Genomic DNA, 25869 nt, shown 5'->3' on the forward strand with positions numbered 1-25869 from the left:
TGTAGCAATCCGTCATCACATATCAATAATAATCGCGTCGACTGCGGAGAAGATTTCGCTGTTGCTGGAGGAGTGGGCTTCCATGATCGAACACTTTTGGAAGGATAAGTACCCAGCCGGGGTTGCCTCGCAAATCAATCCTGATGAGTATCCGAACATTCAAGCGGTATTGAAGCAGTCCTGCCAGCGTTTCGCCGACAAGCCGGCGTTCAGCAACCTGGGCAAGACCCTCACCTATGGCGAGCTGTATGAGCTGTCGGGGGCGTTTGCCGCCTACCTGCAGCAGCATACCGACCTGCAGCCCGGTGACCGCATCGCGGTACAACTGCCAAACGTATTGCAATACCCCGTGGCCGTCTTCGGTGCGATGCGCGCCGGGCTCATCGTGGTCAACACCAACCCGCTGTACACCGCGCGGGAGCTGGAACACCAGTTCAACGATTCCGGTGCCAAGGCGCTGGTGTGCCTGGCCAACATGGCCCACCTGGCCGAAAAGGTCGTTCCCAAGACCCAGGTCAAGCACATCATTGTCACCGAAGTGGCCGACCTGCTGCCACCGCTCAAGCGTCTGCTGATCAATAGTGTGATCAAGTACGTGAAAAAGATGGTGCCGGCCTACCACCTGCCCAAGGCCGTCAAGTTCAACGATGCGCTGGCCAAGGGGCAGGGCAAGGCGGTCAACGAAGTCAGCCCCGACAGCGGCGATGTCGCCGTGCTGCAGTACACCGGTGGCACCACGGGTGTGGCCAAGGGTGCGATGCTGACCCACCGCAACCTGGTGGCCAACATGCTGCAATGCCGTGCGCTGATGGGCTCGAACCTGGGCGAGGGCTGCGAGGTCCTGATCACGCCGCTGCCGCTGTACCACATCTATGCCTTCACCTTCCATTGCATGGCGATGATGCTGATCGGCAGCCACAACATCCTGATCAGCAACCCGCGCGACCTGCCGGCGATGGTCAAGGAACTGTCCAAGTGGAAGTTCACCGGCTTCGTCGGCCTGAATACTCTGTTCGTGGCCCTGTGCAACAACGAGACCTTCCGCAAGATGGACTTCTCGGGGCTCAAGCTCACCCTGTCGGGCGGCATGGCCCTGCAGGTGGCGGTGGCCGAGCGCTGGAAGAGCGTCACCGGTTGCTCCATCTGCGAAGGCTACGGCATGACCGAGACCAGCCCGGTGGCGGCGGTCAACCCGGCCGAGCACAACCAGATCGGTACCATCGGCATTCCGCTGCCGTCGACCCTGTGCAAGGTGATCGACGACAATGGCAAGGAGCTGGCGCTGGGCGAGATCGGCGAGCTGTGCATCAAGGGCCCGCAGGTGATGAAGGGCTACTGGCAGCGCGAAGAGGCGACCACCGAGATCCTGGATGCCGACGGCTGGCTCAAGACCGGTGATATCGCGGTGATCCAGACCGATGGCTACATGCGCATCGTCGACCGCAAGAAGGACATGATTCTGGTGTCTGGCTTCAACGTTTACCCGAACGAACTCGAAGACGTGCTGGCGACCCTGCCGGGCGTGTTGCAGTGCGCCGCCATTGGCGTGCCGGACGAGAAATCGGGCGAACTGATCAAGATCTTCATCGTGGCGCGGCCGGGTGTGACCCTGACCAAGGACCAGGTGATGGAGCACATGCGCGCCAATGTCACGGCGTACAAGGTGCCGCGCCTGATCGAGTTCCGCGATGCCTTGCCGACCACCAACGTGGGCAAGATCCTGCGGCGCGAGTTGCGCGATGAGGAGTTGAAGAAGCTGGGCCTCAAGAAGATCGCCTGAGGTTTAACCTTCGGGCCTCATCGCGGGTCAAGCCCGCTCCCACAAGGACAGTAGTGATCCCTGTGGGAGCGGGCTTGACCCGCGATGTTTTCAACGCAGCTTCTCAAGCATCTGGTAGTACCACATCCCCGCCGCCAGCAATGGATTGCCCAGCACATCGCCCATCGGCACCTTGATGTGGCTGCAGCCGGCAAAGGTATCGAATCGGCTCAATGTGCCGGTGATCGCTTCGGCCATGATCTCGCCCATGATGTGGCTGGTGGCAATGCCATGCCCCGAATACCCCTGGCAGTACCACACGTTGTCCGACAGCTTGCCCAACTGCGGAATGCGGTTGACCACGATGCCCATCGCGCAGCTCCACTGGAACTCGATCGGCACGCCCTTGAGCGCCGGAAAGGTCGCCTCGATGCACGGGCGCAGCTCCCCCGCGATATCCCGCGAATCACGTCCCGAATAATTGGCCCCGCCACCGAACAGCAGGCGCCCGTCTGCGGTCATGCGGTAATAGTCGAGCACGAAGCGGCAGTCGTACACCGCCAGGTCCTGCGGGTTGAGCTTGCGGGCCAGCTCGCCCAGTGGCGTGGTGGTCACGATGCCGCCCATGGCCGGGAAGATCTTGCCCTTGAGCTGGGGCTTTTCCAGCTTGTGGTACACGTCGCCGGCCAGCATCACCTGGCGTGCGTTGACCCGGCCCTTGGCCGTGACAACCGCAGGTTTGTCACCATGCACGATCTCCAGCACTTCGGAGTTCTCGAAGATCAGCGCGCCCAGCTGGTGCGCTGCCCGCGCCTCACCCAGGCACAGGTTGAGCGGGTGCAGGTGCAGGTTGCGCAGGTTCTTCAGTGCGCCCAGGTACAACGGGCTGTCCAGGTGCTGGCGCACCGCCTCGCGGTCGAGCATCTGCACCTGCTCGCCCATGCCGCGCCGCTGGGCTTCGTCGGCGAAGGCCTGCAGTTCGGTCATGTGCGCAGGCTTCATGGCCGCGTGCAGGTGGCCGTGCTTGAGGTCGCAGTCGATGGCGTAGCGTTCGACCCGTTGCTGGATGATGTCGTGGCCGCGAAAGCGCAGTTGCCAGATGAAATCGTCCACGTCATCGCCCAGGCGCTTGCGCATCTGTTTGCGCATGGCCTCGTCACCCGACAGGCTGCCGGTGACCTGGCCGCCGTTGCGCCCGCTGGCGCCCCAGCCGATACGGTTGGTTTCGACGATGGCCACCTTCAGACCGCGCTCGGCCAGTTCCACCGCGCTGGCCACGCCGGTGAAGCCGCCACCGATGATCACCACGTCGACCTCGACCGTGCCCTGCAGGGTCGGGTACTGGGTGGTGTCGTTCAGGCTGGCGGTGTAGTAGGAGGCGCTGCGCTGGGCGGTGCCGTGGTTGAGGGCTGCATTCATGGGTGTGTTCCTTGAAGAATAGGGGGCTCAGGCCTGGGTCAGGTACCAGCGCCAGTCCTGCTCGCCGACCTCGGCCATGAACTGGCGGAACTCGGCGCGCTTGACCGCCAGGTACACCCCGAGGAAGGCCTCGCCGAACGCTTCGCGCGCCCAGCTGGAGCGCTCCAGCGCGGTCAGCGAGGTCAGCCAGTCGGTGGGCAGCAGCGTCTTGGCCTGGGCGTAGCCGTTGCCCTGCACCGGGGCGCCGGGGTCCAGTTGCTGGCGGATGCCATGGTGGATGCTGGCCAGAATGGCTGCGGCTGCCAGGTACGGGTTGGCATCGGCGCCGCAGATGCGGTGTTCGATATGTCGGGTGTTGGCCGGCCCGCCGGGCACGCGCAGGCTCACGGTACGGTTGTCCACACCCCAGGTCGGCGCCAGCGGTGCATAGCTGTTGGCCTGGAAGCGGCGATAGGAGTTGGCGTTGGGGCAGAACAGCAGCAGCGAGTCGAGCAGCATGGCCAACATGCCGCCCACCGACTGGCGCAGCAGGGGCGTGCCGGCCTTGTCTTCGCTGGCGTACAGGTTGTGGCCGGCGGCGTCGGCCAGGCTCACGTGCATGTGCATGCCGGTGCCGGCCAGGTGCTCGAACGGCTTGGCCATGAAGCAGGCCTGCATGCCGTGCTTGTGTGCCACGCCCTTGACCAGGCGCTTGTAGCGCACCGCCTGGTCCATGGCCAGCAAGGCGTCGCCGTGCTCCAGGGTGATCTCCACCTGGCCGGGGGCGTATTCGGAAATCGCGGTACGCGCAGGAATACCCTGGGCCTTGCAGGCGCTGTACAGGTCGGCCAGAAACGGTTCGATCTGCTCCAGCTCGCGCAGGCCGTATACCTGGGTAGCGCGGGGGCGGCCGCCGTCGGTATCCAGTGCCGGTTGCGGGTGGCCCAGGTGATCGCGCTTCTGGTCGAGCAGGTAGAACTCCAGCTCGCAGGCCATTACCGGCTCATAGCCATCGGCCTTGAGCGCGTCGACCACCTTGGCCAGCAGTTGGCGTGGGTCGGCGACGGTGGCCGGCAGGCCTTCGCTGGGGTGCATGCTCACCTGCAATGCCGCCGTGGGGATCTGCCGCCACGGCATGCGCACCAGGCTGCCGGCCAGCGGGTATGCGCGGCAGTCGATATCGCCCACGTCCCACACCAGCCCCGAGTTCTCCACATCGTCGCCATTGAGGGTCAGGCCGAGGATGGTGCTGGGCAGCGGCCGCCCGCTTTCATACACGGCCAGCAGTTCCTCGCGGTGCAGCAGCTTGCCGCGGGGCACGCCGTTGGCGTCGAGGATGAACAGCTCGATCATCTCGATATCGGGGTTGGCGGCCAGGAAATCCTCGGCCTCGGAAACAGGGGCAAACTGCATGGTGCACTCGCTTACGCCGTGACGGCGTACAGGATCGCGCGCCAGTGGGCACGTCGATCGGTCGACAGGGTGGCCGCAACCGGGCCAGCGGTATCAGTGGGGTGCGAGGGCGGTATCTGGTGGGCGGGCATGGCGGCAATGCCACAAGGCCCAGAACGCGAGGATGCTATTGAACAGCGGATTTTCACCGGGGCGCGCCCGCACCTTCGGGAACGAAGGGCGCATCAGGGGGCGGGGCGTACACGCTGGCAAAGTCATGCATGGATACTCCCACGCGTGGGAAGGTTCATTAAATCGGCCTTTGTATACCTTCAGTTAATCAATGGCTAAACAATGGCCCTGCATGGCGAACCGTGCCGTGGCAGGGCAAATCTGCGACAATCCCCGACCAAACTACGCCGATCATGTGAAAGCAGGCTCACCTGCATTATTAAAAAGACGTCATGACTGACCAGAACGCCGCCATCGAGCAACTGCTGAAAAACCTTGACCACGCCATGATCGCCGAGCGCCATCGCCTGCGTCGGCAACTGCATGACCTGCGCAAGCGCCCTGACGAGGCCAAGCTGGCCCAGTGGGCCGCCCGGGTACAGGCCTCCTGCGATCAGGTCGCCGCGCGCAAGGCCAGCGTGCCGCGCATCCACTACGACGACAGCCTGCCGATCGCGGCCAAGCGTGACGAAATCAAGAAGGTGCTGGCCGCCCACCAGGTGCTGATCATCGCGGGCGAAACCGGCTCGGGCAAGACCACCCAGTTGCCCAAGATCTGCCTGGAACTGGGCCGCGGCCAGCACGGCCAGATCGCCCACACCCAGCCGCGCCGGATTGCCGCGCGCAGCGTGGCCACCCGCGTGGCCGAAGAGCTGGGTACGCCGCTGGGCGCGCTGGTCGGCTACCAGGTGCGCTTCGAAGACCAGAGCGATGCCAACACCCTGGTCAAGCTGATGACCGACGGCATCCTGCTGGCCGAAACCCAGCACGACCGCTTTCTGGAACGCTACGACACGATCATCGTCGACGAAGCCCACGAACGCAGCCTGAACATCGACTTCCTGCTCGGCTACCTCAAGACCCTGCTGCCGCGGCGCCCCGACCTCAAGGTCATCATCACCTCCGCGACCATCGATCTGGAGCGCTTTTCCAGGCACTTCAACGATGCGCCGATCATCGAGGTGTCCGGGCGTACCTACCCGGTCGAGACCTGGTACCGGCCGCTGACCAGCGAGCAGGACGAGGAGGGCAACCGCGTCGAGGACGATCTGACCGTCGACCAGGCGATCCTGGCCACCCTCGACGAGATTGCCGCCCATGAGCGCAGCATCGGCAAGGGCCCGGGCGACGTGCTGGTGTTCCTGCCCGGCGAGCGCGAAATTCGCGATGCCGCCGAGATGCTGCGCAAGGCACAGCTACGCCACACCGAAATCCTGCCGCTGTATGCACGGCTGTCGCCGGCCGAGCAGCAGAAGATCTTCCAGTCCCATCCGGGGCGGCGCGTGGTGCTGGCCACCAACGTTGCGGAAACCTCGCTGACCGTACCGGGCATCCGCTACGTGATCGACAGCGGCACGGCGCGCATCAGCCGCTACAGCTACCGTGCCAAGGTACAGCGCCTGCCCATCGAGGCGGTGTCCCAGGCCAGTGCCAACCAGCGCAAGGGCCGTTGCGGGCGGGTCGAACCGGGCATCTGCGTGCGCCTGTACAGCGAGGACGACTTCAATGGTCGGCCCGCCTTTACCGACCCCGAGATCCTGCGCACCAACCTGGCTGCGGTGATCCTGCAGATGCTGCACCTGCGCCTGGGCGAGATCGACGCCTTCCCGTTCATCGAGCCGCCGGATGGCAAGGCAATCAGCGACGGCTTCAACCTGCTGCAGGAACTCTCGGCAGTCAATCGCGAGAACCAGCTGACCCCGCTGGGCCGCCAGCTGGCGCGCCTGCCGGTGGACCCGCGTCTGGGCCGCATGCTGCTCGAAGGCGCCAAGCAGGGCAGCCTGCAGGAACTGCTGATCGTGGCCAGTGCACTGTCGGTGCAGGACCCCCGCGAGCGTCCACCCGAGCGCCAGCAGGCTGCCGACCAGGCCCATGCGCAGTGGAAGGACAGCGACTCGGACTTCGCCGCGCTGGTCAACCTGTGGCGTGGGTTCGAAGAACAGCGTCAGGCCCTGACGGCCAGCCCGCTGCGCAACTGGTGCCGCAAGAATTTCCTGAATTACCTGCGCCTGCGCGAATGGCGCGATGCACACCGGCAACTGAGCCTGATCTGCCGCGACCTGCAGTTGAGCATCAACAAGGAGCCGGCCGACTACCCGCGCCTGCACAAGGCAATTCTGTCCGGGCTGCTCAGCCAGATCGGCCAGAAGACCGAGGACGGCGACTACCTGGGCGCACGCCAGCGGCGGTTCTGGGTACACCCGTCCTCGGGCCTGGGCAAGAAACGCCCGCAATGGCTGATGACCGCCGAACTGGTCGAGACCACCAAGCTGTATGCGCGCATGGTGGCCAAGATCGAGCCGGACTGGATCGAGCCGCTGGCCGGGCACCTGATCAAGAAGAACCACTTCGAACCGCACTGGGAGAAGAAGCGCGGCCAGGTGGTGGCCTTCGAGCAGGTCACGCTGTACGGCATGATCGTGGTCGGCCGGCGCCCGGTGCACTACGGGCCGATCGACCCGCAGGCCTCGCGCGAGCTGTTTATCCGTCAGGCCCTGGTGGGCGGTGAGATCCAGTCGCGGGCCAAGTGCCTGGCGGCCAACACGCGCCTGCTCGAGCAGCTGGACGAGCTGGAGGCCAAGGCCCGCCGGCGCGACATCCTGGCTGATGAAGAGACCCTGTACGCCTACTACGAGGCGCGCCTGCCGGCCGAGATCCACCAGACCGCGACCTTCGACAGCTGGTACCGCGTCACCAGCCAGAAAGACCCGCAGTTGCTGATCATGCGCGAAGAGGACGTGCTGGCCCGCGAGGCCAGTGAAGTCACCGCCACGCAGTACCCCGATACCCTGCGCATCGGCGACCTGAGCCTGGCGCTGAGCTATCACTTCGAACCCAACCACCCCCGCGACGGCGTTACCGTGCGGGTGCCGGCGCCGCTGCTGCCCAGCCTGCCGGGCGAGCGCCTGGAATGGCTGGTGCCGGGGTTGCTGGAAGCCAAGTGCATTGCGTTGGTACGCAACCTGCCCAAGGCCTTGCGCAAGAACTTCGTGCCGGTGCCCGACTTCGTCAAGGCCGCCTTGCAGCGCATGACCTTCGCCGACGGCTCGCTGCCCCAGGCGCTGGGCCGCGAACTGCTGCGCATGACCGGTGCGCGGGTCAGCGACGAGGCCTGGGCCGAGGCGGCTGCGCAGGTGGAAGGCCACTTGCGCATGAACATCGAAGTGGTCGATGCCCAGGGCAAGTTCCTGGGTGAAGGCCGCGACCTGACCGAGCTGACGGCGCGCTTCGTTGCTGCCAGCCAGGCCGCGCTGGCCGTGCCGCAATCGGCCAAGGCCCAGCAGCCGGTGCAAGCCAAGGTGTTTGCCGAGGTGGCCCAGACCGCCCAGCAGAAGATCGCCGGGCTGTCGATGACGGTGTACCCGGCGCTGGTGGAAGAGGGCGGTACGGTCAAGGAAGGGCGCTTCTCGACCCAGGCCGAAGCCGAGTTCCAGCACCGCCGAGCCTTGCAGCGGCTGCTGCTGCAGCAACTGGCCGAGCCGGCGAAGTTCCTGCGCGGCAAGCTGCCGGGGCTGACCGAACTGGGCCTGCTGTACCGCGAGCTGGGGCGTGTCGATGCGCTGGTCGAGGACATCCTGCTGGCCAGCCTGGACACCTGCATCCTCGACGGCGAGAGCAGCCTGCCGCGCGACGGTGCCGGGCTTGCTTCGCTGGCCGAACGCAAGCGCGGCCACTGGGCCGATCACGCCGAGCGCCTGGCCCGCCTGACCCTCGAGATACTCAAGCTCTGGCACGGTCTGCAGAAGCGCTTCAAGGGCAAGATCGACCTGGCCCAGGCCGTGGCGCTCAACGACATCAAGCAGCAACTGGCCAACCTGGTGTACCCGGGTTTTGTGCGGGAAACCCCGGGCATCTGGCTCAAGGAACTGCCGCGCTACCTCAAGGCAGTGGAGCTGCGTCTGGAAAAACTCGGTTCGCAGGTGCAGAAGGACCGCGTGTGGAGCGGCGAGCTGAGCGGTCTGTGGGCACAGTACAAGGCGCGTGCCGACAAGCATGCCCAGGAGGGCAAGCGCGACGAGCAACTGGTGCTGTACCGCTGGTGGATCGAGGAATACCGCGTGTCGCTGTTTGCCCAGCAGTTGGGTACCAAGGTACCGATTTCCGACAAGCGCCTGGCCAAGCAATGGAGTCTGGTGGAAGCCTAATCCCCGGAACTTGTGGCACACTTGGCGAACTTCGCTACCGTGTCAGGTACCTGCCACGGTAGCTACAGAATGCAGCACAGCGTACTGCCCCGCTTGCCGGGTGCATTGCCTGTATTAATTGGTACTTTCGTGCCATTTGACCGACAGAACAGGCCGTTGCCCGGCAGGCAGCGGCCCCGAACAGAGGAACGACCGTGCATAACGTCGTCATCAGCGGCACCGGCCTGTACACCCCGGCCAACAGCATTTCCAACGAAGAGCTGGTCGAGTCTTTCAACACCTATGTGCAGCAGTTCAATGCCGACAATGCCGCTGCTATCGAACGGGGCGAAGTGCAGGCACTGGCCGAGTCGAGCGCTGCGTTCATCGAGAAGGCCTCGGGCATCAAGAGCCGCTTCGTGATGGACAAGGCCGGCATCCTCGATCCGCAGCGCATGAAGCCGCGCCTGCCGGAGCGCAGCAACGACGAGCCGTCGATCCTCTGCCAGATGGGCGTGGCCGCCGCCGAGCAGGCCCTGGCGCGTGCCGGGCGCACCGCAGCCGATGTCGACGCGGTCATCGTCGCCTGCTCCAACCTGCAGCGCCCTTACCCGGCCATCGCCATCGAAGTGCAGCAGGCTTTGGGCATCGCCGGTTTCGGTTTCGACATGAACGTGGCGTGTTCGTCGGCGACCTTCGGCATTCAGGTCGCCTGCAACAGCGTGCAACTGGGTCAGGCCCGTTCGGTGCTGGTGATCAGCCCCGAGATCTGCACCGGCCACCTGAACTTCCGTGACCGTGACAGCCACTTCATCTTCGGCGACGCCGCCACGGCGGTGCTGGTCGAACGTGCCGACCTCGCTACCTCGGCGCACCAGTTCGATATCGTCAGCACCAAGCTGCTGACCCAGTTCTCCAACAACATCCGCAACAACTTCGGCTTCCTCAACCGCGCGGCGGAAGAGGGTATCGGTGCGCCGGACAAGCTGTTCGTGCAGGAAGGCCGCAAGGTGTTCCGCGAGGTGTGCCCGATGGTGGCCGAGCTGATCGGCCAGCACCTGAGCGAAAACAACCTCAACGTCAGTGACGTCAAGCGCTTCTGGCTGCACCAGGCCAACCTGAGCATGAACCACCTGATCGTCAAGAAGCTGCTGGGCCGCGACGCGCTGGTCGAGGAGGCCCCGGTGATTCTCGATACCTACGCCAACACCAGTTCGGCCGGCTCGGTGATCGCGCTGCACAAGCACCAGGACGACCTGCCCAAGGGTGCCCTCGGGGTGCTCAGTTCGTTCGGTGCCGGCTACTCGATCGGCAGCGTGATCCTGCGCAAACGTTGATCGCCCACGCCAGTGACGGCTGACGAACAGCGCTTGCTCGACCGCTTGCTGGCGGGAGAGCAGCGCGCGTTCGCCGAACTGGTTCAGACCTGCCAGGGCGCCATGCGCGCGGTGGCCTATGCCATCGTCGGCGAACGTGGCGCCGACGAGGTGGTGCAGGATGCCTGGCTGGCGGCGGTACGCGGTCTGGCGGGCTTCCAGCGCCGCTCCAGCCTCAAGACCTGGTTGCTGACCATCACCTCCAATACGGCCAAGACCCGTTACCGGCAAAACCGCCGCGAGGTGCTGCTCGACGACCTGCCGGCCCCCCATGGCAGCATCGACGACGCGCGTTTCGCCAGCGACGGTCACTGGCTGCTGGCGCCTTCGGCTTGGCACGAAGACAGCCCCGAGGCCCTGCTCAGCCAGGAGCAGTTGCGCGAATGCCTGGAGCACACCCTGCTCAGCCTGTCGCAGCTGCAGAGCAGTGTGCTGTTGTTGCGTGAGCGCCAGGGCCTCGAACTGGTGGAAATCTGTAATCTGCTCGACCTGTCGCTCTCCAATGTACGTGTGCTGCTGCACCGTGCACGCCTCAAGGTCTTCGCGACCCTGGAACATTTCGAGGACACCGGCCAATGCTGACCTGCAAGCAACTGGTCGCCTGCTCCAGTGATTACCTGGACGGGCAACTGACCCTGGGCGAGCGCCTGATGACGCGCCAGCACCTGCTGTTCTGTCGCAATTGTCGTCGCTTCATCAAGCAGTTGCGCCTGGCCCAGGCAACCCTCAAGGCGCTGCCGCCGGCGCCTGTGGAGGGGGCCGAGGCCCTTGCGGCGCGGCTGGCCGCCGAGCGCCGGGCAACGCGCTGAAACCCCGCAACCAGCCCTGCAACGGGGCGAATTTTCTTATTCACATTCGAAGTAAAAAGTTCCCCTGTCACTAAATATTTATCTAACAGCCACTGATCTGAAATAACCCCCCGCCAAGATTCGTCCCCAGCACAAGTGGCCTGAGCCGCGTGTTTTTTCAACGTAATCAAGACCATAAACGTTATGAACGTAGGGGAGTTCCTTCGATGATCCGTAAGCACTTCGCAGGTTTCGCAGCCAGCGCCTTGGCAATGGCCGTTACCGCCCAGGCTTTCGCGGGCACCGTGACTACTGACGGCGCCGATATCGTAGTCAAGACCAAGGGTGGCCTGGAGGTCGCTACCGCTGACAAGGAATTCAGCTTCAAGCTGGGTGGCCGGGTCCAGGCCGACTACAGCCGCTTCGACGGTTTCTACACCAAGAACGGCGATACCGCCGATGCGGGCTACTTCCGCCGTGCCTACCTGGAACTGGGCGGTGTGATGTACACCGACTGGGCCTACCAGATCGCCTACGACTTCTCGCATAACTCCGGTGGCGACAACCGTTCCGAAGACGGTTACTTCGACGAAGCGTCGCTGGCCTACAACGGCTTCAAGCCGGTATCGATCAAGGTCGGTCGCTTCGACCCCGAGTTCGGCCTGGAAAAAGCCACCAGCTCCAAGTGGGTGACTGCCCAGGAGCGAACCGCTGCCTACGACCTGGTGGACTGGACCAACTCGCACAACGGCGGCTTCGGTATCCAGGCATCGGGTAACGCCGGTGACTCGCTGTACGGTTCGGCCGGCCTGTTCGCCAAGGACGCCACCAACCAGGACAAGGACGGCGACAGCTCCAAGCAGTTCAACCTGCGCGGTGTGTTCGCACCGATGCACGAGGCCGGCAACGTACTGCACGTTGGCCTGAACTACGCCCAGCGCGACCTTTCCGATACCGCGTTCGACGGCCGTATCCGCAGCCGCCTGGGCATGCGTGGGGTGAGCACCGACGGTGGCCAGGACGCCGGCAACAACGGCAACCGCCTGGTGCTGGGCGGCAACGCCACCACCCCGGCCGGTGCCTACGACACCGACAAGGCCTGGGGCCTGGAAGCCGCCTACGCGCTGGGCCCGTTCTCGGTGCAGGGCGAGTACATCAAGCGTGATGTTCAGGCAGACGACTCGGCCTTCTCCGACATCAAGGCCAAGGGTTACTACGGCCAGGTGGCCTACACCATCACCGGTGAAGCGCGTGGCTACAAACTCGGCAAGTTCGACAGCATCAAGCCTTCCAACAAGCAGATTGGCGCGTGGGAAGTGTTCTACCGCTACGACCACCTGAGCGTCGACGACAACAACGGCGCATTTGCCGACATCGGTGACGTGGAAGCCAAGGTGCACAACCTGGGTGTGAACTGGTACGCCAACGAGTCGATCAAGCTCAGCGGCGTGTACGTCAAGGCCAAGACCGACAACGCGCAGAACGCTGCCGGCGACGACAGCGGCGACGGTTTCGTGATGCGCGCGCAGTACGTGTTCTAAGCGTTACCCCTGCAACACACTCCTTCATCCGTTAGATCTTCGCCCCGCACCTGCGGGGCTTTTTTTTGCTCGCACGAGGGGGCAGACTGCGCGCATGCCCATCTCAATTCTGCCGCACCTTGCCGATATCGACGCCGCCACCTGGGATGCCCTGGTGCCGGATGCCCAGCCGTTCCTGCGCCATGCCTTCCTGCGCAGCCTGGAAGACAGCGCCAGCGTCACCCCGCGCACCGGTTGGGCACCGGCCCACCAGGTCCTGACCGACACTCAGGGCCAGGTACGGGCGGCCATGCCGGCCTACGTGAAGACCCATTCGTTCGGCGAGTACGTGTTCGATCACGGCTGGGCCGACGCCTGCGACCGCGCCGGTATCGACTATTACCCCAAGCTGCTGTGCGCGGTGCCGTTTTCACCGGTCAGCGGCGCGCGCCTGCTGGGTGACGCGCAGGCGGCGGGTGAGCTGATCGACGGCGTCAGCGATGCTTTGCTCGAACAGGGGCTGTCGGGCCTGCACGTGAACTTCACCGACCCGGCCAGCGACGAAGTATTGCGTGGGCGTGCGGGCTGGATGGAGCGTCTGGGGTGTCAGTTTCACTGGCGCAACCAGGGTTATCGGGACTTCCAGGATTTTCTCGACAGCCTCAGTTCGCGCAAGCGCAAGCAGATGCGCAAGGAACGCGAGCAGGTGTCGGGGCAGGGTATCGAGTTTCAGTGGTACCACGGCCATGAGCTGAGTGAGGCGCAGTGGGATTTCGTGTACGCATGCTATGCCAACACCTACGCCGTGCGCCGCCGTGCCCCGTACCTTACCCGGGCGTTTTTCAGCCTGCTGGCCGAACGCATGCCCGCGTCGATCCGCGTGGTGATGGCGCATCAGGGCGGGCGGGCGGTGGCGATGGCGTTCAGCCTGGTGGGTGGTGACAGCCTGTATGGGCGCTACTGGGGCTGCCTAGCGGAGTTCGACCGGTTGCATTTCGAGACGTGCTTCTATCAGGGTATGGACGTTGCCATTGCCGAAGGGTTGCAGCGTTTCGATGCCGGGGCGCAGGGCGAGCACAAGCTGATTCGCGGGTTCGAACCGGTGATCACGCGGTCCTGGCATTACCTGCTGCATCCGGGGTTGAAGGCGGCCGTGCAGGACTTTCTGGCGCAGGAGCGGGTGGGGGTGCTGGGGTATGCCGAGGAGGCGCGTACGGCGCTGCCCTTCAGGCAAGCCTGAGGGCCGAGCCCGCACCCGCAGGCGCAGTGAAATCCCTGTGGGAGCGGGCTTGACCCGCGATACCGTCGCCGCGGTGTTCAATCGACCCCGACAAACCCTCCCGTCTGGTGATGCCACAACCGTGCGTACAGCCCCTGGTGCGCCAGCAGTTCGGCATGGGTGCCCATCTCGGCAATCCGCCCCTGCTCCAGCACCACCAGCCGGTCCATCCGCGCGATGGTCGACAGGCGGTGCGCAATGGCGATCACCGTCTTGCCCTGCATCAGGGTCTCCAGGCTCTCCTGGATGGCTGCCTCCACTTCCGAATCCAGCGCCGAAGTGGCTTCGTCCATGATCAGGATCGGTGCATTCTTGAGCAGGACCCGCGCAATCGCGATGCGCTGGCGCTGGCCGCCGGACAGTTTCACGCCACGCTCGCCCACATGCGCATCGAAACCGGTGCGCCCCTGGGCATCGGACAGCTGAGGGATGAACTCATCGGCCCGCGCCCGGCGCACCGCCTCCCACAACTCCTCTTCTGTCGCATCCGGCCGGCCATACAGCAGGTTGTCGCGAATCGAGCGGTGCAGCAGCGAGGTGTCCTGGGTGATCATGCCGATCTGTGCGCGCAGGCTGGCCTGGCTCACCCGGGCAATGTCCTGGCCGTCGATCAGGATACGGCCACTTTCCAGGTCGTACAGGCGCAGCAGCAGGTTGACCAGGGTGGACTTGCCGGCGCCCGAGGGGCCGATCAGGCCGATCTTCTCGCCGGGGCGAATGTCCAGGGTCAGGTTGCTGATGATCCGGCTGCCCTGACCGTAATGAAAGTCGACGTTGTCGAAGCGCACCGCGCCGCGATCGACCTTGAGCGCCGGAGCATCTGGCGGATCGGTGACGGTGACCGGCTGGGCGATGGTCTTGAGGCCATCCTGCACCATGCCGATGTTCTCGAAGATGCCGTTGACCACCCACATGATCCAGCCCGACATGTTGACGATGCGGATCACCAGGCCGGTGGCCAGGGCGATGGCGCCCACGGTGATCAGCGACTGGCTCCACAGCCACAGCGCCAGGCCGGTGGTGGTGACGATCAGCAGCCCGTTGAGGCTGGTGATGACCACATCCATGCTGGTGATCACCCGCGAGGCCAGCTGGGTCTTTTCGGTCTGCTCGCGAATCGCTTCGCGGGCGTACTGGCGCTCGAAGTCGGTGTGGGCGAACAGCTTGAGGGTGGCGATGTTGGTGTAGCCATCGACAATACGGCCCATCAGCTTGGAGCGCGCATCCGATGACACCACCGAGCGTTCCTTGACCCTGGGCACGAAATAGCACAGTGCGCCGATGTAGGCGAAGATCCAGACGGTCAGGGGCAGCATCAGGCGCCAGTCGGCCTCGGCGAACAGTACCAGCGAGCTGATCGCGTAGATCAGCACGTGCCACAGGGCGTCCACCGCCTGCACGGCCGAATCGCGCAACGAGTTGCCGGTCTGCATGATGCGCTGGGCGATGCGCCCGGCAAAATCGCTCTGGAAGAAATTGAGGCTCTGCTTGAGCACATGGGTGTGGTTCTGCCAGCGGATCATGCTGGTCATGCCCGGGCTGATGGTCTGGTGCACCAGCAGGTCGTGCAGGCCGAAGAACAGCGGGCGCAGCAGCAGCGTGACTACCACCATCCAGATCAGCTCGCTGGCGTGATCGCTGAAGAAATCGGGGTTTGGCGCGCCCTGGGCCAGGTCGATGATGCGGCTCAGGTAACTGAACAGCGCCACTTCGATGAGCGAAGCCACCAGCCCCACCACCAGCAGTGCGGCAAAGCTGGGCCACACCTGGCGCAGGTAGTAGAAATAGAACGGCAGGACCTTGCCCGGCGGCGATGCGGTCGGTGCTTCGCGAAAGATATCGATCAGCTTTTCGAAATAGCGATACAACCTCAAAACTCTAACTCCTGTCTGACTCGACCGGGCCGGTCGTGGTTCACGTCCCTGTGAACACGGGCTCAGTCAATGCGTTTGGCGGACTTGATCAGCACGGGATCGACCGGTACATCGGCCATGCCGTTCTTGCGCGTGGTCGGCGAGTTGACGATCTGGTCGACCACGTCCATACCCTTGACCACCTTGGCGAACACGGCGTAGCCGGCATCGCGGCCCGGATCGAGGAAGGCGTTGTCGGCCACGTTGATGAAGAACTGGCTGGTGGCCGAGTTCGGGTTGGATGTGCGGGCCATCGACAGGGTGCCGCGGGTGTTGTGCAGGCCGTTGCTGGCCTCGTTGCGGATCGGGTCCTTGGTCGACTTCTGTTGCATCTGCGCGGTGAAGCCGCCGCCCTGGACCATGAAGCCCGGGATCACGCGGTGGAAGATGGTGTTGGTGTAGAAGCCGCTGTCGACATACTCGAGGAAGTTCTTGGTCGAGATGGGCGCCTTGACCGGGTCCAGTTCCACTTCGATCTGGCCGAAGCTGGTGTCGAGCAGTACGTGCGGGGCTTTTTCGGCAGCCATCAGGCTGGTGGCGAAGACGACCGAGCAGGCGCCAAGCAGAAGTTTTTTCAGCATGAACTCAATGATCCTTGAGAAGTGGTTGAAGCCGTTGCCAGAAACTGCAGCAGGGTCTGGTTGAACAGCCGGGGTTGATCCAGCGGTGTAGCGTGCCGTGAATCTTCGATGACCGCCAGTCGTGCTTGAGGAATAAGCGCGACGTAGCGCTGCTTGAGCTGTATCGGGGTGTAATCGTGGTCGGCGCTGATGACCAGCGTAGGACAGCGGATCTGGCCCAGGCGTTCCTGTACCCCCCAGCCGACGATGGCATCGAAGCTGGCCAGGTACGCACGCTTGTCGTTGCGCGCCCAGCGCTCGGCCATCTTGCGTCGCAACTCGGCCTGCTCCGGCTTGGGAAACAGGCGTGCGGCCAGGCCTTTGCCGATGGTCTCCAGGCTCAGCAGGCGGGCCAGGCTCCAGCGCTTGAACCATTGCCAGTAATCGTCGCGGCTGCGCAGCTTGACCTCGGGTGCGCTGTTGACGATGCACAGGCTGCGCAACCGGTGGGGATGGTCGACGGCAAACTGGAAGCCGATCATGCCGCCCATCGACAGGCCAGCCAGGTGTACCGGGCCGGTGTTCAGGTGCTCCAGCAGGGCCAGCAGGTCGGCGCTGAAGCCGGCGATGCTGTAGCGCTCGCGAGGCTTGTCGGAGCGCCCGTGGCCGCGCACATCGAGCAGGATCACGCGGTACTGACGGGCCAGCTCCGGTACCTGGTATTCCCAGTCCTGGCAGCTCGAGCCCAGGCCGTGCAGCAGTACCAGGGGCTCGCCCTGGCCATATTCCTCGTAATGCAGGGTGCAACCTTCATGTTCGAAATAGGCCATGGGCGTTACCTGTCAGGCTTGGGCGGGGGCGGCGAAGGGCACGTCCAGCGGCGCAGTGTCGAAGTTGCGCAGCAACTCGATGAGGATCTGCGTGGCCGGGCCCAGGGGTTTGTCCTTGTTCGAGTAAAGGTAGAACAGCGGGTGACGGCTGCCACCCTGGTCCAGCGGCAGTGGCTTGAGCACGCCTTCGCGCAGTTCGCGCTCGATCAGGTGGCGTGGCAGCCAGGCAAAGCCCAGGCCGCTGCTGACGAAGGTGGCGGCGGTTGCCAGGCTGCCGACCGTCCAGCGCTGTTCGGCGCCCAGCCAGCCCACATCCCGCGGTTGTGCCCGGCCAGAGTCGCGGATCACCACCTGCAACTGGCTCTCCAGGTCCTGGAAACTGAGCTCGCGGCCCAGGCGGTGCAGGCTGTGCTCGGGGTGTGCAACGGCCACGAACTCCACCGCGCTCAATTCGGTGCCCAGGTAGCCGGGGATGCTGAAGCCGCTGATGGCAAGGTCCGCCACCCCTTCGTGCAGCACTTCCTCGACCCCTGACAGCACCTCCTCGCGCAGGCGCACCCGGCAGCCGCGACTTTGCGGCATGAACGCACTCAGGGCACGTACCAGTCGGGCATTGGGGTAGGCGGCATCGACCACCAGGCGCACCTCGGCTTCCCAACCCTGCTCCATGTGATGGGCGAGGTCTTCGAGCTGGCTGGCCTGCTTGACCAACTGGCGCGAGCGGCGCAGCAGCACGCTGCCGGCATCGGTGAGCACCGCCTTGCGCCCGTCGATGCGCAGCAACGGCACGCCGAGCTGGTCCTGCATGCGGGCCACGGTATAGCTCACCGACGATTGGGAGCGGTGCAGGGCTTCGGCGGCCTGGGCAAAGCCGCCGTGGTCGACCACCGCCTGCAGAGTCCGCCACTGATCCAGGGTAACGCGCGGCGCTTTCATCTTCGGCTCCTGTTGTCCTAAGCTGGCGCACTTTCATGGAGAGCGCCGTTATGAAGAAAATCTGTGTTGCACTGCTGGCCCTGCTGCCGCTGACGGCCCTGGCCTACCCCATCGACGTGACCAAGAACACCGACGGGGTGAAGCTTGACTACACCACCTACGACACCGACCGTGACATCGGCTCGATCAGCCTGAACAACTACGGCGATGTGGCAGCGACGTGCAAGGTCACCTTCCGCAACGGCCCGGAGGCCCCCAGGGTACGGCGCATACAGGTACCGGCGAAAAAGAGCGTCGACGTGACGGCCAAATTCAACCGCGAAATCCTCAAGCTGCGCATCGCGCTGGACTGCAAACCGCAATAAAACAGGTTAACTGATAGATTTAACCCAGTTTTTACGCTTTTTTATCGATAGGTCAATCTCTAATCTTGCCTCCATCGACTTAGCGAACTTGCCGATGGAGGCAACCCATGTCCCGCGTACTGATCATCGAAAGCAGCGCCCGCCTGCAGGACTCCGTGTCTCGTCAGCTGACCCGTGATTTCATCAGCCAGTGGCAGGCGGCCAACCCGGCCGACCAGATCAGCGTGCGCGACCTGGCATTGAACCCGGTACCCCACCTGGACAGCCATCTGCTGGGTGGCTGGATGAAGCCCGAAGCCCAGCGCAGCGCCGAAGAAGTGCAGGCACTGGCACGTTCCAACGAACTGACCGACGAAGTGCTGGCCGCCGATGTACTGGTGCTGGCGGCGCCGATGTACAACTTCACCATCCCCAGTACGCTGAAGGCCTGGCTCGACCATGTGCTGCGTGCCGGCGTCACCTTCAAATACACCCCCACCGGCCCGCAGGGCTTGCTGACCGGCAAGCGCGCCTATGTGCTGACGGCCCGCGGCGGTATCCACGCCGGGGCCGGTAGCGACCATCAGGAGCCCTACCTGCGCCAGGTGATGGCCTTCATCGGCATTCACGAGGTGACGTTCATTCACGCCGAGGGCCTGAACATGGGCGGCGACTTCCACGAAAAAGGCCTGAACCAGGCCAAGGCGCTGCTGGCTGCGGTAGCTTGAGCCGTACCGATTTCCCCCCCGCCTGACACCTTTGCTCCTTTGGGTGTACCTGCCCGGTCAGACACTGGTTTGACCGGGCTTTTTTGTGGGTGGTTATAAAACTTGTCATTGCCAGGTTGATTGTTTATAGAGAACTGACAGTTTTGTCAGGTGCGCGCTTGAATGCCTAGCTGTTTATATACAGGTGACGGACAGACTTTCCGCAGTGAAAGTTTGTAACTTGCCTCGCGGATATAAGGATGCGTACCTATGCCTGCTAAAATTGAGTCCAAGCTATATGCCTGGGATGCCCCGACGATCGACTGTTCGATTGAACATCCCGATTACCCCCAAGACCCGTCGAGAAGGTATTTCCTGATAAGGGGGATCTACAACTGCGGCAGCAATACGGATTTTTTGTCAGTCAGGACGCTCATATCAGCCGGCATGTACGCCGGTGACAGGGTCAGGGTAAGAATTGTCGAACCTTCCGGTATCATCTTCGATTTGCCCGTGCAAGTCATCAAAAACCCGCCGCAAGCGCTGTACTCTTCTTGTCCAAAAGCGCTGATGTACAGCAGTTCCGGTCAAACGGCACAGGTAAATTTCGCGCTGAGCAGGAATGGCGGAGCATGGGTGGTCTCGCAGAGTCGTTACTATACGGTGCAAGTCCAAAGTTTCGATCCATTGGACCGGCCAACACTTGAGCGTGGTTCTCGCGTGGTCAAGGTTACCTATCCCCAATGGCAACCTTCACACAAGGTTCGTCTAAGAGGTTTCACCATGACAGGGCATGAGGACCTGGGGTGGAAACCCATGACGGGTGGTACTGCCCAGTTTGAAATTCCACTGAGCTGGTTTCAGCAGAACAGAGGCAAGCAAGTGTGGCTCAATTATGCGCTTGAAGCGGTTACGGGCTCGGACTACCAATTTTCCAGGCTGCTTTATATCCCGAGCCTGGAGGTGCCCCCGGCATCTGCGAAGGCGCCTGAGGGCCCTGCGAAAGTGCCGGTGAAAAAACCTGCGAAGGCGTCAGAGGCACCTGCGAAAGTGCCTGGCAAACCTGCGAAACGCCCGCCAAGCAAGGCGTGACCCGCAAGCAAGGGTTCAAAGCCGGCGCGAGCGCAGGGAGGCACCATGTTGAACACGTTCACACTGTTGCTGTTGATCAGCCTGATGACAGCCTGCGCCAACCGGGCGCCGGTGCAGCCTGCCAATGACGAGGTTGCGCAGGCAAGCTCGGTGCCGCCAACGGTCCAGGCCGCTGCGTTGCAGTCCCGTGCAGGTACGGCGGCTGTTTCCGGAGCCACGGTTGCACGCCACCTGCAGGAACGTTACCGCGACACCCGGCAGAACTGTAACGCCTCCAGCGCGCCGGCCTTTCTGTGCAGCGGCATCCTCATGCGCGCTACGCAGAACAGCCCGGCGTTTCATTCGTGGAACCCGAACCCCACCGCCTCGGGCGTGTCGTTCTCCTACCTGCGCGCCGACTCTGCGTTCAGTCGGTTGGCCTATGGGTACACTAACGGCTTCATCTTCGTGCCTATCTTGTACGCCAACAATCAATACAAGCCCCGTGTGTTGTGCTCGTTTCCTGTGGACGCCGATTCCAACAGGCGAGAATCGCAGGGGTGCGGGCAGAATGTCGGTTACCCCACGGTGAGTCGCGAGTGCAGGGCGCAGGGCATCGGTACAGCCGAACAATGGCTGGCGCATTACAACGCCAACCGGATCAATGCACGCCAGTGCGGCTTCAATGTTCGCGATGAACTCAACAAAGAAGGCGCCATCGCGTTCTATCAGAGCCTGCGTGCCAGAAACCTGCCCGGCGCCAACCTTGGTGGCATCCAGAACGAAGTGCGCATGGCCCTGTGGCCGCAGAACATCGGTCGGCAATTGCCGATGGAAGCCTTCTTCTATATTGGCGGGAGCGCGAGCGGAAGGGCGGGGGCGCAGGCGGATCAGCGGGACTTCTTCAGCCAGACGGGCATCCTGGTGCCGATCATCGCGGTGACCTTGCCCTCTGGCGCCACCCCCGCACGGTTCCAGTTCATCACGGCCGATCAGACCCGTTGAGCCTGCTGGCACCTTGAGTGCAGGCGTTTCAAAAGCGGTTGCCGGCCCGTTGGTCAACCGCTAAGGTCGCCGCCTGCATATCAGGGGGCATACATGGGCTACTTATTGATCGTCGCGCTGATCCAGGCGTTTTCCTTCAGCCTGATCGGCGAATACCTGGCCGGGCATGTCGACAGCTACTTCGCGGTGCTGGCGCGGGTACTGCTGGCCGGCCTGGTGTTTTTGCCGTTGACCCGCTGGCGCAAGGTCGAGCCGCGCTTCATGCGGGCCATGCTGCTGATCGGCGCGTTGCAGTTCGGCATCACCTATGTGTGCCTGTATTTGAGCTTTCGTGTGCTGAGCGTGCCCGAAGTGCTGCTGTTCACCATTCTTACACCCTTGCACGTGACCCTGATCGAGGATGCCCTGAACCGGCGCTTCAATCCGTGGGCACTGGTGGCCGCACTGGTGGCGGTGGGGGGCGCAGCGGTGATTCGCTTCGACCGCATCAGCCCGGACTTCTTCATGGGCTTTGTGCTGCTGCAACTGGCCAACTTCACCTATGCCGCCGGTCAGGTGCTGTACAAGCACCTGGTTGCCCGTTACCCCAGTGACCTGCCGCACTACCGACGCTTCGGCTACTTCTACCTGGGCGCCCTGCTGGTGGTGCTGCCGGCCTTCCTGCTGTTCGGCAACGCGCAGCATCTGCCCAGCACCGACGTGCAGTGGCTGGTGCTGCTGTTTCTGGGATTGTGCCCGACGGCGCTGGGGCTGTACTGGTGGAACAAGGGCGCCTGCCTGGTTTCAGGCGGCACCCTGGCGGTGATGAACAACCTGCATGTGCCGGTCGGGCTGTTGCTCAACCTGCTGATCTGGAACCAGCACGAGCCGCTGGGCCGGCTGTTCATCGGCGGTGCGGTGATACTGGCCTCGCTATGGCTCAGCCGACTCGGTGCTCAACGCCCGTTGCTCGCGAACGGCACCGGCCGGTAGCAGCCCGGCGCGCAGGTCGCTGCCGCTGGGTTGCTGGTACAGGCCCAGACCGAACTCGGGCATCACGGCCAGCAGGTAGTCGAAGATATCGCCCTGGATACGTTCATAATCGGCCCAGGCGGTGGTGCGGGTGAAGCAGTAGATTTCCAGGGGCACGCCCTGGGCGGTGGTCTGCATCTGACGCACCATGCAGGTCATGTTCGGCTGGATGTCCGGGTGGCTTTTCAGGTACGCCAGGGCATAGGCGCGGAAGGTGCCGATGTTGGTCATGCGCCGGCGGTTGGCCGACAGTGCTGCCACAGGGCCCTGGGCTTCGTTCCAGGCCTGCAGTTCGCTGCGCTTGCGGGTCATGTAGTCGGTGAGCAGGCGCACCTTGCCCAGGCGTTGCTCTTCTTCATCGGTCAGAAAGCGCACGCCGCCAGCATCGATGAACAGGCTGCGCTTGATGCGCCGACCGCCGGCCTGCTGCATGCCACGCCAGTTCTTGAACGATTCGGACATCAAGCGCCAGGTGGGGATAGAGACAATGGTCTTGTCGAAGTTCTGCACCTTGACCGTGTGCAGGGTGATGTCCACCACGTCGCCGTCGGCGCCCACCTGGGGCATCTCGATCCAGTCGCCGACGCGCAGCATGTCGTTGCTGGTCAGTTGCACGCTGGCCACGAACGACAGCAGGGTGTCCTTGTACACCAGCAGGATCACCGCCGACATCGCACCCAGGCCCGACAGCAGCAACAACGGCGAGCGGTCGATCAGGGTGGCGACGATGATGATCGCGCCGAACACGAACAGCACCATCTTGGCCAGTTGCACATAGCCCTTGATCGAACGGGTACGCGCATGTTCGGTGCGGGCATAGATATCGAGCAGGGCATCGAGCAGTGCACTGATGGCCAGCACCAGGAACAGGATGGTGAACGCCAGCGCCACGTTGCCCAGAAAATGCTGGCTGGTGGCACTGAGCTCCGGCACCAGCTTGAGGCCGAACTGCACCACCAGCGAGGGCACCATCTGCGCCAGGCGCTGGAATACCTTGTTGTGCAGAAGGTCGTTGAGCCAGTGCAGGGCCGGCTGGCGGCTCAGCAGCCGGAAGGCGTGCAGGATCATGAAGCGTGCCACACGCCCCAGTACCAGGGCGGCCAGCAGCAGTACCGCCAGGCCCAGGCCGGCGTGCAGCAGCGGGTGCTGATCGAGGGTGCCCCACAGATCCAGGGCGTTTTGCCAGAACAATTGAATATCCATGCCTTAGTAAAGGTGTCCGCAAAAAGAGTGGAAGTGCAATTAGAACGCGGAAAGTCGTGACAATGCCAAAAGAAATTCGGCGTGAGCGCCGGAAAACGTTACCCTATATGGCTGAATTTCTGCACTTGCCCGAGGTACACCCGTGTTTTCCCAATTCGCCCTGCACGAACGCCTGCTCAAAGCCGTGGCCGCACTGAACTTTGTCGAGCCCACGCCTGTGCAGGCGGCGGCCATCCCCCTGGCGCTGCAAGGGCGTGACCTGCGGGTGACGGCGAAAACCGGTAGCGGCAAGACCGCCGCCTTCATGCTGCCCGTGCTCAACCGCCTGGTGGACCTGAAGCAGAGCCGTGTCGAGATCCGTGCCCTGGTGCTGCTGCCGACCCGCGAGCTGGCCCAGCAGACCCTCAAGGAAATCGAGCGTTTCGCCCAGTTCACCTACATCAAGGCCGGCATGATCACCGGTGGTGAAGACTTCAAGGAACAGGCCGCCATGCTGCGCAAGGTGCCGGACATCCTGGTCGGCACCCCGGGGCGCATGCTCGAGCACCTCAATGCCGGCAACCTGCACCTTGAACATGTGCAGGCGGTGGTGCTGGACGAAGCCGACCGCATGCTCGACATGGGCTTTTCCGAAGACGTCGAGCGTCTGTGCAACGAGTGCGCGAACCGCGAGCAGACCCTGCTGTTCTCGGCTACCACTGGCGGTGCCGGCCTGCGCGACATGATCGGCAAGGTACTCAAAGACCCCGAGCACCTGATGCTCAACACCGTCAGCCAGCTCAACGACGGCACCCGCCAGCAGATCATCACCGCCGACCACAACCAGCACAAAGAACAGATCGTGCAGTGGCTGCTGGCCAACGAGACCTACCAGAAGGCAATCATCTTCACCAATACCCGGGTGATGGCCGACCGTATCTACGGTCACCTGGTGGCCAAGGACATCAAGGCATTCGTGCTGCACGGCGACAAGGACCAGAAGGACCGCAAGCTGGCCATCGAGCGCCTCAAGCAGGGCGGCGCCAAGGTGCTGGTGGCGACCGACGTCGCGGCCCGTGGCCTGGACGTGGACGGCCTGGACCTGGTGATCAACTTCGACATGCCGCGCAGCGGCGACGAATATGTACACCGTATCGGTCGTACCGGGCGCGCCGGCAACGAAGGCCTGGCAGTGTCGCTGATCTGCCATGGTGACTGGAACCTGATGTCGAGCATCGAGCGCTACCTCAAGCAGAGCTTCGAGCGCCGCACCATCAAGGAAGTCAAAGGCACCTATACCGGGCCGAAGAAGGTCAAGGCGTCGGGCAAGGCCGCCGGGGTCAAGAAGAAAAAGACCGACAAGAAGACCGACAAAAAGGTGGTGGCCAAACGCAAGCCGACCGCCAAGCCCAAGCCCAATGCTCCCTCCCTGGTGAGCCAGGACGGCATGGCACCGCTGAAGAAGCGCAAGCCGGCACCGGCTGCCGAGTAAGGTTGCAGGGCCTATTCGCCGGCAAGGCCGGCTCCTACAGGAGCTGTCTTGCCAGCGAACGCGTCATCCTCGATTCAGACTTTCTTCTCTGCCGCCTTCAGTTCCTGCATGCGCTTGTCGATCAGCTGGCATTTGTCCGGCAGGTCCTTGCTCTCGGTTCCCAGCTTCATCCCCTGCAATTCTTCATTGATCTCCTTGGCCTTCTGCGGGTTCTGCTCCGTCAGTTTGCTGACCTCCTTGGCCAGCTCCTCGCGCTTCTGCGTGGCCTCTTCCAGCGTGCAGGCCCAGGTGGGCACGGCAAATAGAAGGGCAGCGGCAGCGGTGATGCTCATCAGCGTTTTCATGGTCGGACCTCGTGTTCCATTACGGGCGAAGGTGTTCGGTGGAGGGCTGTGCCGGCCGGAAAGTTCAGTCGAACCGCTGCCGCGCGCGCCTGTCACACCCTTACATCCCCTTGCTGGAGGTTGGACCGATGAGCACTACCTATGACTGGGACCTGATGGAGCGCCTGCTGCACGAAGTGCAGAACGGCGCCGGCCACAGCTTTACCCCGCGCCCGTATGCCGAGCAGCATGCTGCCGGCCTGGCTGCCAAAGGCGATGCAGTGCCGGAGCTTGATCATCTGAAGACCAAGGCCTGCGAATACGAGAAGCTGCTGTTCGAGCGCGGCTTTATCGAGACGCGCCCTGAAGAGGAAGGGGGCAATGGCGAGAACTTCGTCCTTACCCAACGAGGCTCGCGCCTGCTCAGCCTTATCGACAGCGCAATCCCGGGCAATGATCATCCGCGCCAGGTGTTGAACGAGCAGGCTGATGCACTGGATGAGGCGACCTTCGACGAAGTGGCGTCAAAGGCACAAATCGCCTGATCGGGCTGGTAATCGCTGGCAGCAGGCCCTGATAATCGGCGCTGGATCCACTATTGCCGAGAGCCTGCCATGCCGTGCCGCGA

22 protein-coding genes are annotated in these 25869 nt (G+C 63.4%); 14 read left to right on the forward strand and 8 right to left on the reverse strand.

Annotated features, from left to right (window positions below; genetic code table 11):
• Positions 1-82: 82 nt before the first annotated feature.
• Positions 83-1780 carry a long-chain-fatty-acid--CoA ligase FadD1 gene (gene fadD1, locus DN387_RS12550; protein ID WP_043864162.1) on the forward strand — a complete coding sequence of 566 codons (1698 nt, stop codon included), beginning with the start codon at positions 83-85 and terminating at the stop codon, positions 1778-1780.
• Between the two features lie 90 nt (positions 1781-1870).
• Here the strand turns inward: fadD1 and DN387_RS12555 are convergent, their stop codons facing one another.
• Together DN387_RS12555 and DN387_RS12560 are read right to left on the reverse strand one after the other, a co-directional pair.
• The gene (locus DN387_RS12555; protein ID WP_054914947.1) at positions 1871-3178 is read right to left on the reverse strand and encodes an FAD-binding oxidoreductase; all 1308 of its coding nucleotides are present in this window, start codon (positions 3176-3178) and stop codon (positions 1871-1873) included.
• A gap of 27 nt (positions 3179-3205) precedes the next feature.
• Complete coding sequence (locus tag DN387_RS12560; protein ID WP_054914946.1) at positions 3206-4570, reverse strand: glutamine synthetase family protein; 1365 nt, start codon at positions 4568-4570, stop codon at positions 3206-3208.
• Positions 4571-5013: 443 nt separating this feature from the next.
• Between DN387_RS12560 and hrpA the strand changes: the two genes are divergently transcribed.
• From hrpA to DN387_RS12590, 6 genes are all read left to right on the forward strand, one after another.
• Complete coding sequence (gene hrpA, locus DN387_RS12565) at positions 5014-8925, forward strand: ATP-dependent RNA helicase HrpA (RefSeq protein ID WP_054914945.1); 3912 nt, start codon at positions 5014-5016, stop codon at positions 8923-8925.
• 194 nt (positions 8926-9119) lie between these two features.
• A complete protein-coding gene (locus DN387_RS12570) occupies positions 9120-10241 on the forward strand; it encodes a beta-ketoacyl-ACP synthase III (protein ID WP_043864158.1) in 1122 nt (373 codons plus the stop codon).
• A 12-nt stretch (positions 10242-10253) separates the two neighbouring features.
• Positions 10254-10862 carry an RNA polymerase sigma factor gene (locus tag DN387_RS12575; RefSeq protein ID WP_054914944.1) on the forward strand — a complete coding sequence of 203 codons (609 nt, stop codon included), beginning with the start codon at positions 10254-10256 and terminating at the stop codon, positions 10860-10862.
• Complete coding sequence (locus DN387_RS12580) at positions 10856-11089, forward strand: anti-sigma factor (protein WP_054914943.1); 234 nt, start codon at positions 10856-10858, stop codon at positions 11087-11089. The genes DN387_RS12575 and DN387_RS12580 overlap by 7 nt, the downstream gene beginning before the upstream one ends.
• Before the next feature lie 206 nt (positions 11090-11295).
• On the forward strand, positions 11296-12609 hold the full coding sequence (locus DN387_RS12585; RefSeq protein WP_043864155.1) for an OprO/OprP family phosphate-selective porin: 1314 nt from the start codon (positions 11296-11298) through the stop codon (positions 12607-12609).
• 94 nt (positions 12610-12703) lie between these two features.
• A complete protein-coding gene (locus DN387_RS12590; protein ID WP_054914942.1) occupies positions 12704-13828 on the forward strand; it encodes a GNAT family N-acetyltransferase in 1125 nt (374 codons plus the stop codon).
• 77 nt (positions 13829-13905) lie between these two features.
• On the opposite strand, the gene DN387_RS12595 is transcribed toward DN387_RS12590, so the two are convergent.
• The 4 genes from DN387_RS12595 to DN387_RS12610 all read right to left on the reverse strand — a co-directional run bounded on the left by DN387_RS12595 (position 13906) and on the right by DN387_RS12610 (position 18106).
• On the reverse strand, positions 13906-15735 hold the full coding sequence (locus tag DN387_RS12595) for an ABC transporter ATP-binding protein (protein WP_054914941.1): 1830 nt from the start codon (positions 15733-15735) through the stop codon (positions 13906-13908).
• A gap of 68 nt (positions 15736-15803) precedes the next feature.
• Positions 15804-16361, reverse strand: coding sequence for a peptidylprolyl isomerase (locus DN387_RS12600; RefSeq protein ID WP_043864152.1), 558 nt, complete (start codon positions 16359-16361; stop codon positions 15804-15806).
• On the reverse strand, positions 16355-17170 hold the full coding sequence (locus DN387_RS12605; RefSeq protein ID WP_043864151.1) for an alpha/beta fold hydrolase: 816 nt from the start codon (positions 17168-17170) through the stop codon (positions 16355-16357). Before DN387_RS12605 ends, DN387_RS12600 begins: the two co-directional genes overlap by 7 nt.
• A 12-nt stretch (positions 17171-17182) precedes the next feature.
• Entirely contained in the window at positions 17183-18106 is a 924-nt protein-coding gene (locus DN387_RS12610; protein ID WP_043864150.1) for a LysR family transcriptional regulator, read from the reverse strand.
• A gap of 50 nt (positions 18107-18156) precedes the next feature.
• On the opposite strand from DN387_RS12610, the gene DN387_RS12615 reads away from it, so the two are divergent.
• The 5 genes from DN387_RS12615 to DN387_RS12635 all read left to right on the forward strand — a co-directional run bounded on the left by DN387_RS12615 (position 18157) and on the right by DN387_RS12635 (position 22205).
• Entirely contained in the window at positions 18157-18471 is a 315-nt protein-coding gene (locus tag DN387_RS12615; RefSeq protein WP_043864149.1) for a hypothetical protein, read from the forward strand.
• Positions 18472-18578: 107 nt separating this feature from the next.
• Positions 18579-19178, forward strand: coding sequence for an FMN-dependent NADH-azoreductase (locus DN387_RS12620; protein WP_054914940.1), 600 nt, complete (start codon positions 18579-18581; stop codon positions 19176-19178).
• A gap of 249 nt (positions 19179-19427) precedes the next feature.
• Positions 19428-20249, forward strand: coding sequence for a hypothetical protein (locus DN387_RS12625; protein ID WP_054914939.1), 822 nt, complete (start codon positions 19428-19430; stop codon positions 20247-20249).
• A 45-nt stretch (positions 20250-20294) separates the two neighbouring features.
• Positions 20295-21233 carry a hypothetical protein gene (locus DN387_RS12630; protein WP_054914938.1) on the forward strand — a complete coding sequence of 313 codons (939 nt, stop codon included), beginning with the start codon at positions 20295-20297 and terminating at the stop codon, positions 21231-21233.
• 93 nt (positions 21234-21326) lie between these two features.
• Positions 21327-22205, forward strand: a complete 879-nt coding sequence (locus DN387_RS12635; RefSeq protein WP_043864146.1) for a carboxylate/amino acid/amine transporter — start codon at positions 21327-21329, stop codon at positions 22203-22205.
• On the opposite strand, the gene DN387_RS12640 is transcribed toward DN387_RS12635, so the two are convergent.
• Positions 22146-23447 (reverse strand): mechanosensitive ion channel family protein, encoded by a 1302-nt coding sequence (locus tag DN387_RS12640; RefSeq protein ID WP_054914937.1) that lies wholly within the window; start codon positions 23445-23447, stop codon positions 22146-22148. The two genes, DN387_RS12635 and DN387_RS12640, sit on opposite strands and share 60 nt — an antisense overlap.
• Before the next feature lie 142 nt (positions 23448-23589).
• Here DN387_RS12640 and DN387_RS12645 point away from each other — a divergent pair, with 142 nt between their 5' ends.
• Entirely contained in the window at positions 23590-24918 is a 1329-nt protein-coding gene (locus tag DN387_RS12645; RefSeq protein WP_043864144.1) for a DEAD/DEAH box helicase, read from the forward strand.
• Positions 24919-24992: 74 nt separating this feature from the next.
• Here DN387_RS12645 and DN387_RS12650 read toward each other — a convergent pair whose 3' ends face one another.
• Positions 24993-25262 carry a hypothetical protein gene (locus DN387_RS12650; RefSeq protein WP_043864143.1) on the reverse strand — a complete coding sequence of 90 codons (270 nt, stop codon included), beginning with the start codon at positions 25260-25262 and terminating at the stop codon, positions 24993-24995.
• 128 nt (positions 25263-25390) lie between these two features.
• Here DN387_RS12650 and DN387_RS12655 point away from each other — a divergent pair, with 128 nt between their 5' ends.
• Positions 25391-25786, forward strand: coding sequence for a hypothetical protein (locus DN387_RS12655; protein ID WP_043864142.1), 396 nt, complete (start codon positions 25391-25393; stop codon positions 25784-25786).
• Positions 25787-25869 lie beyond the last annotated feature (83 nt).

Source organism: Pseudomonas sp. FBF18, assembly GCF_024261405.1.
Lineage (GTDB): Bacteria > Pseudomonadota > Gammaproteobacteria > Pseudomonadales > Pseudomonadaceae > Aquipseudomonas > Aquipseudomonas palmensis.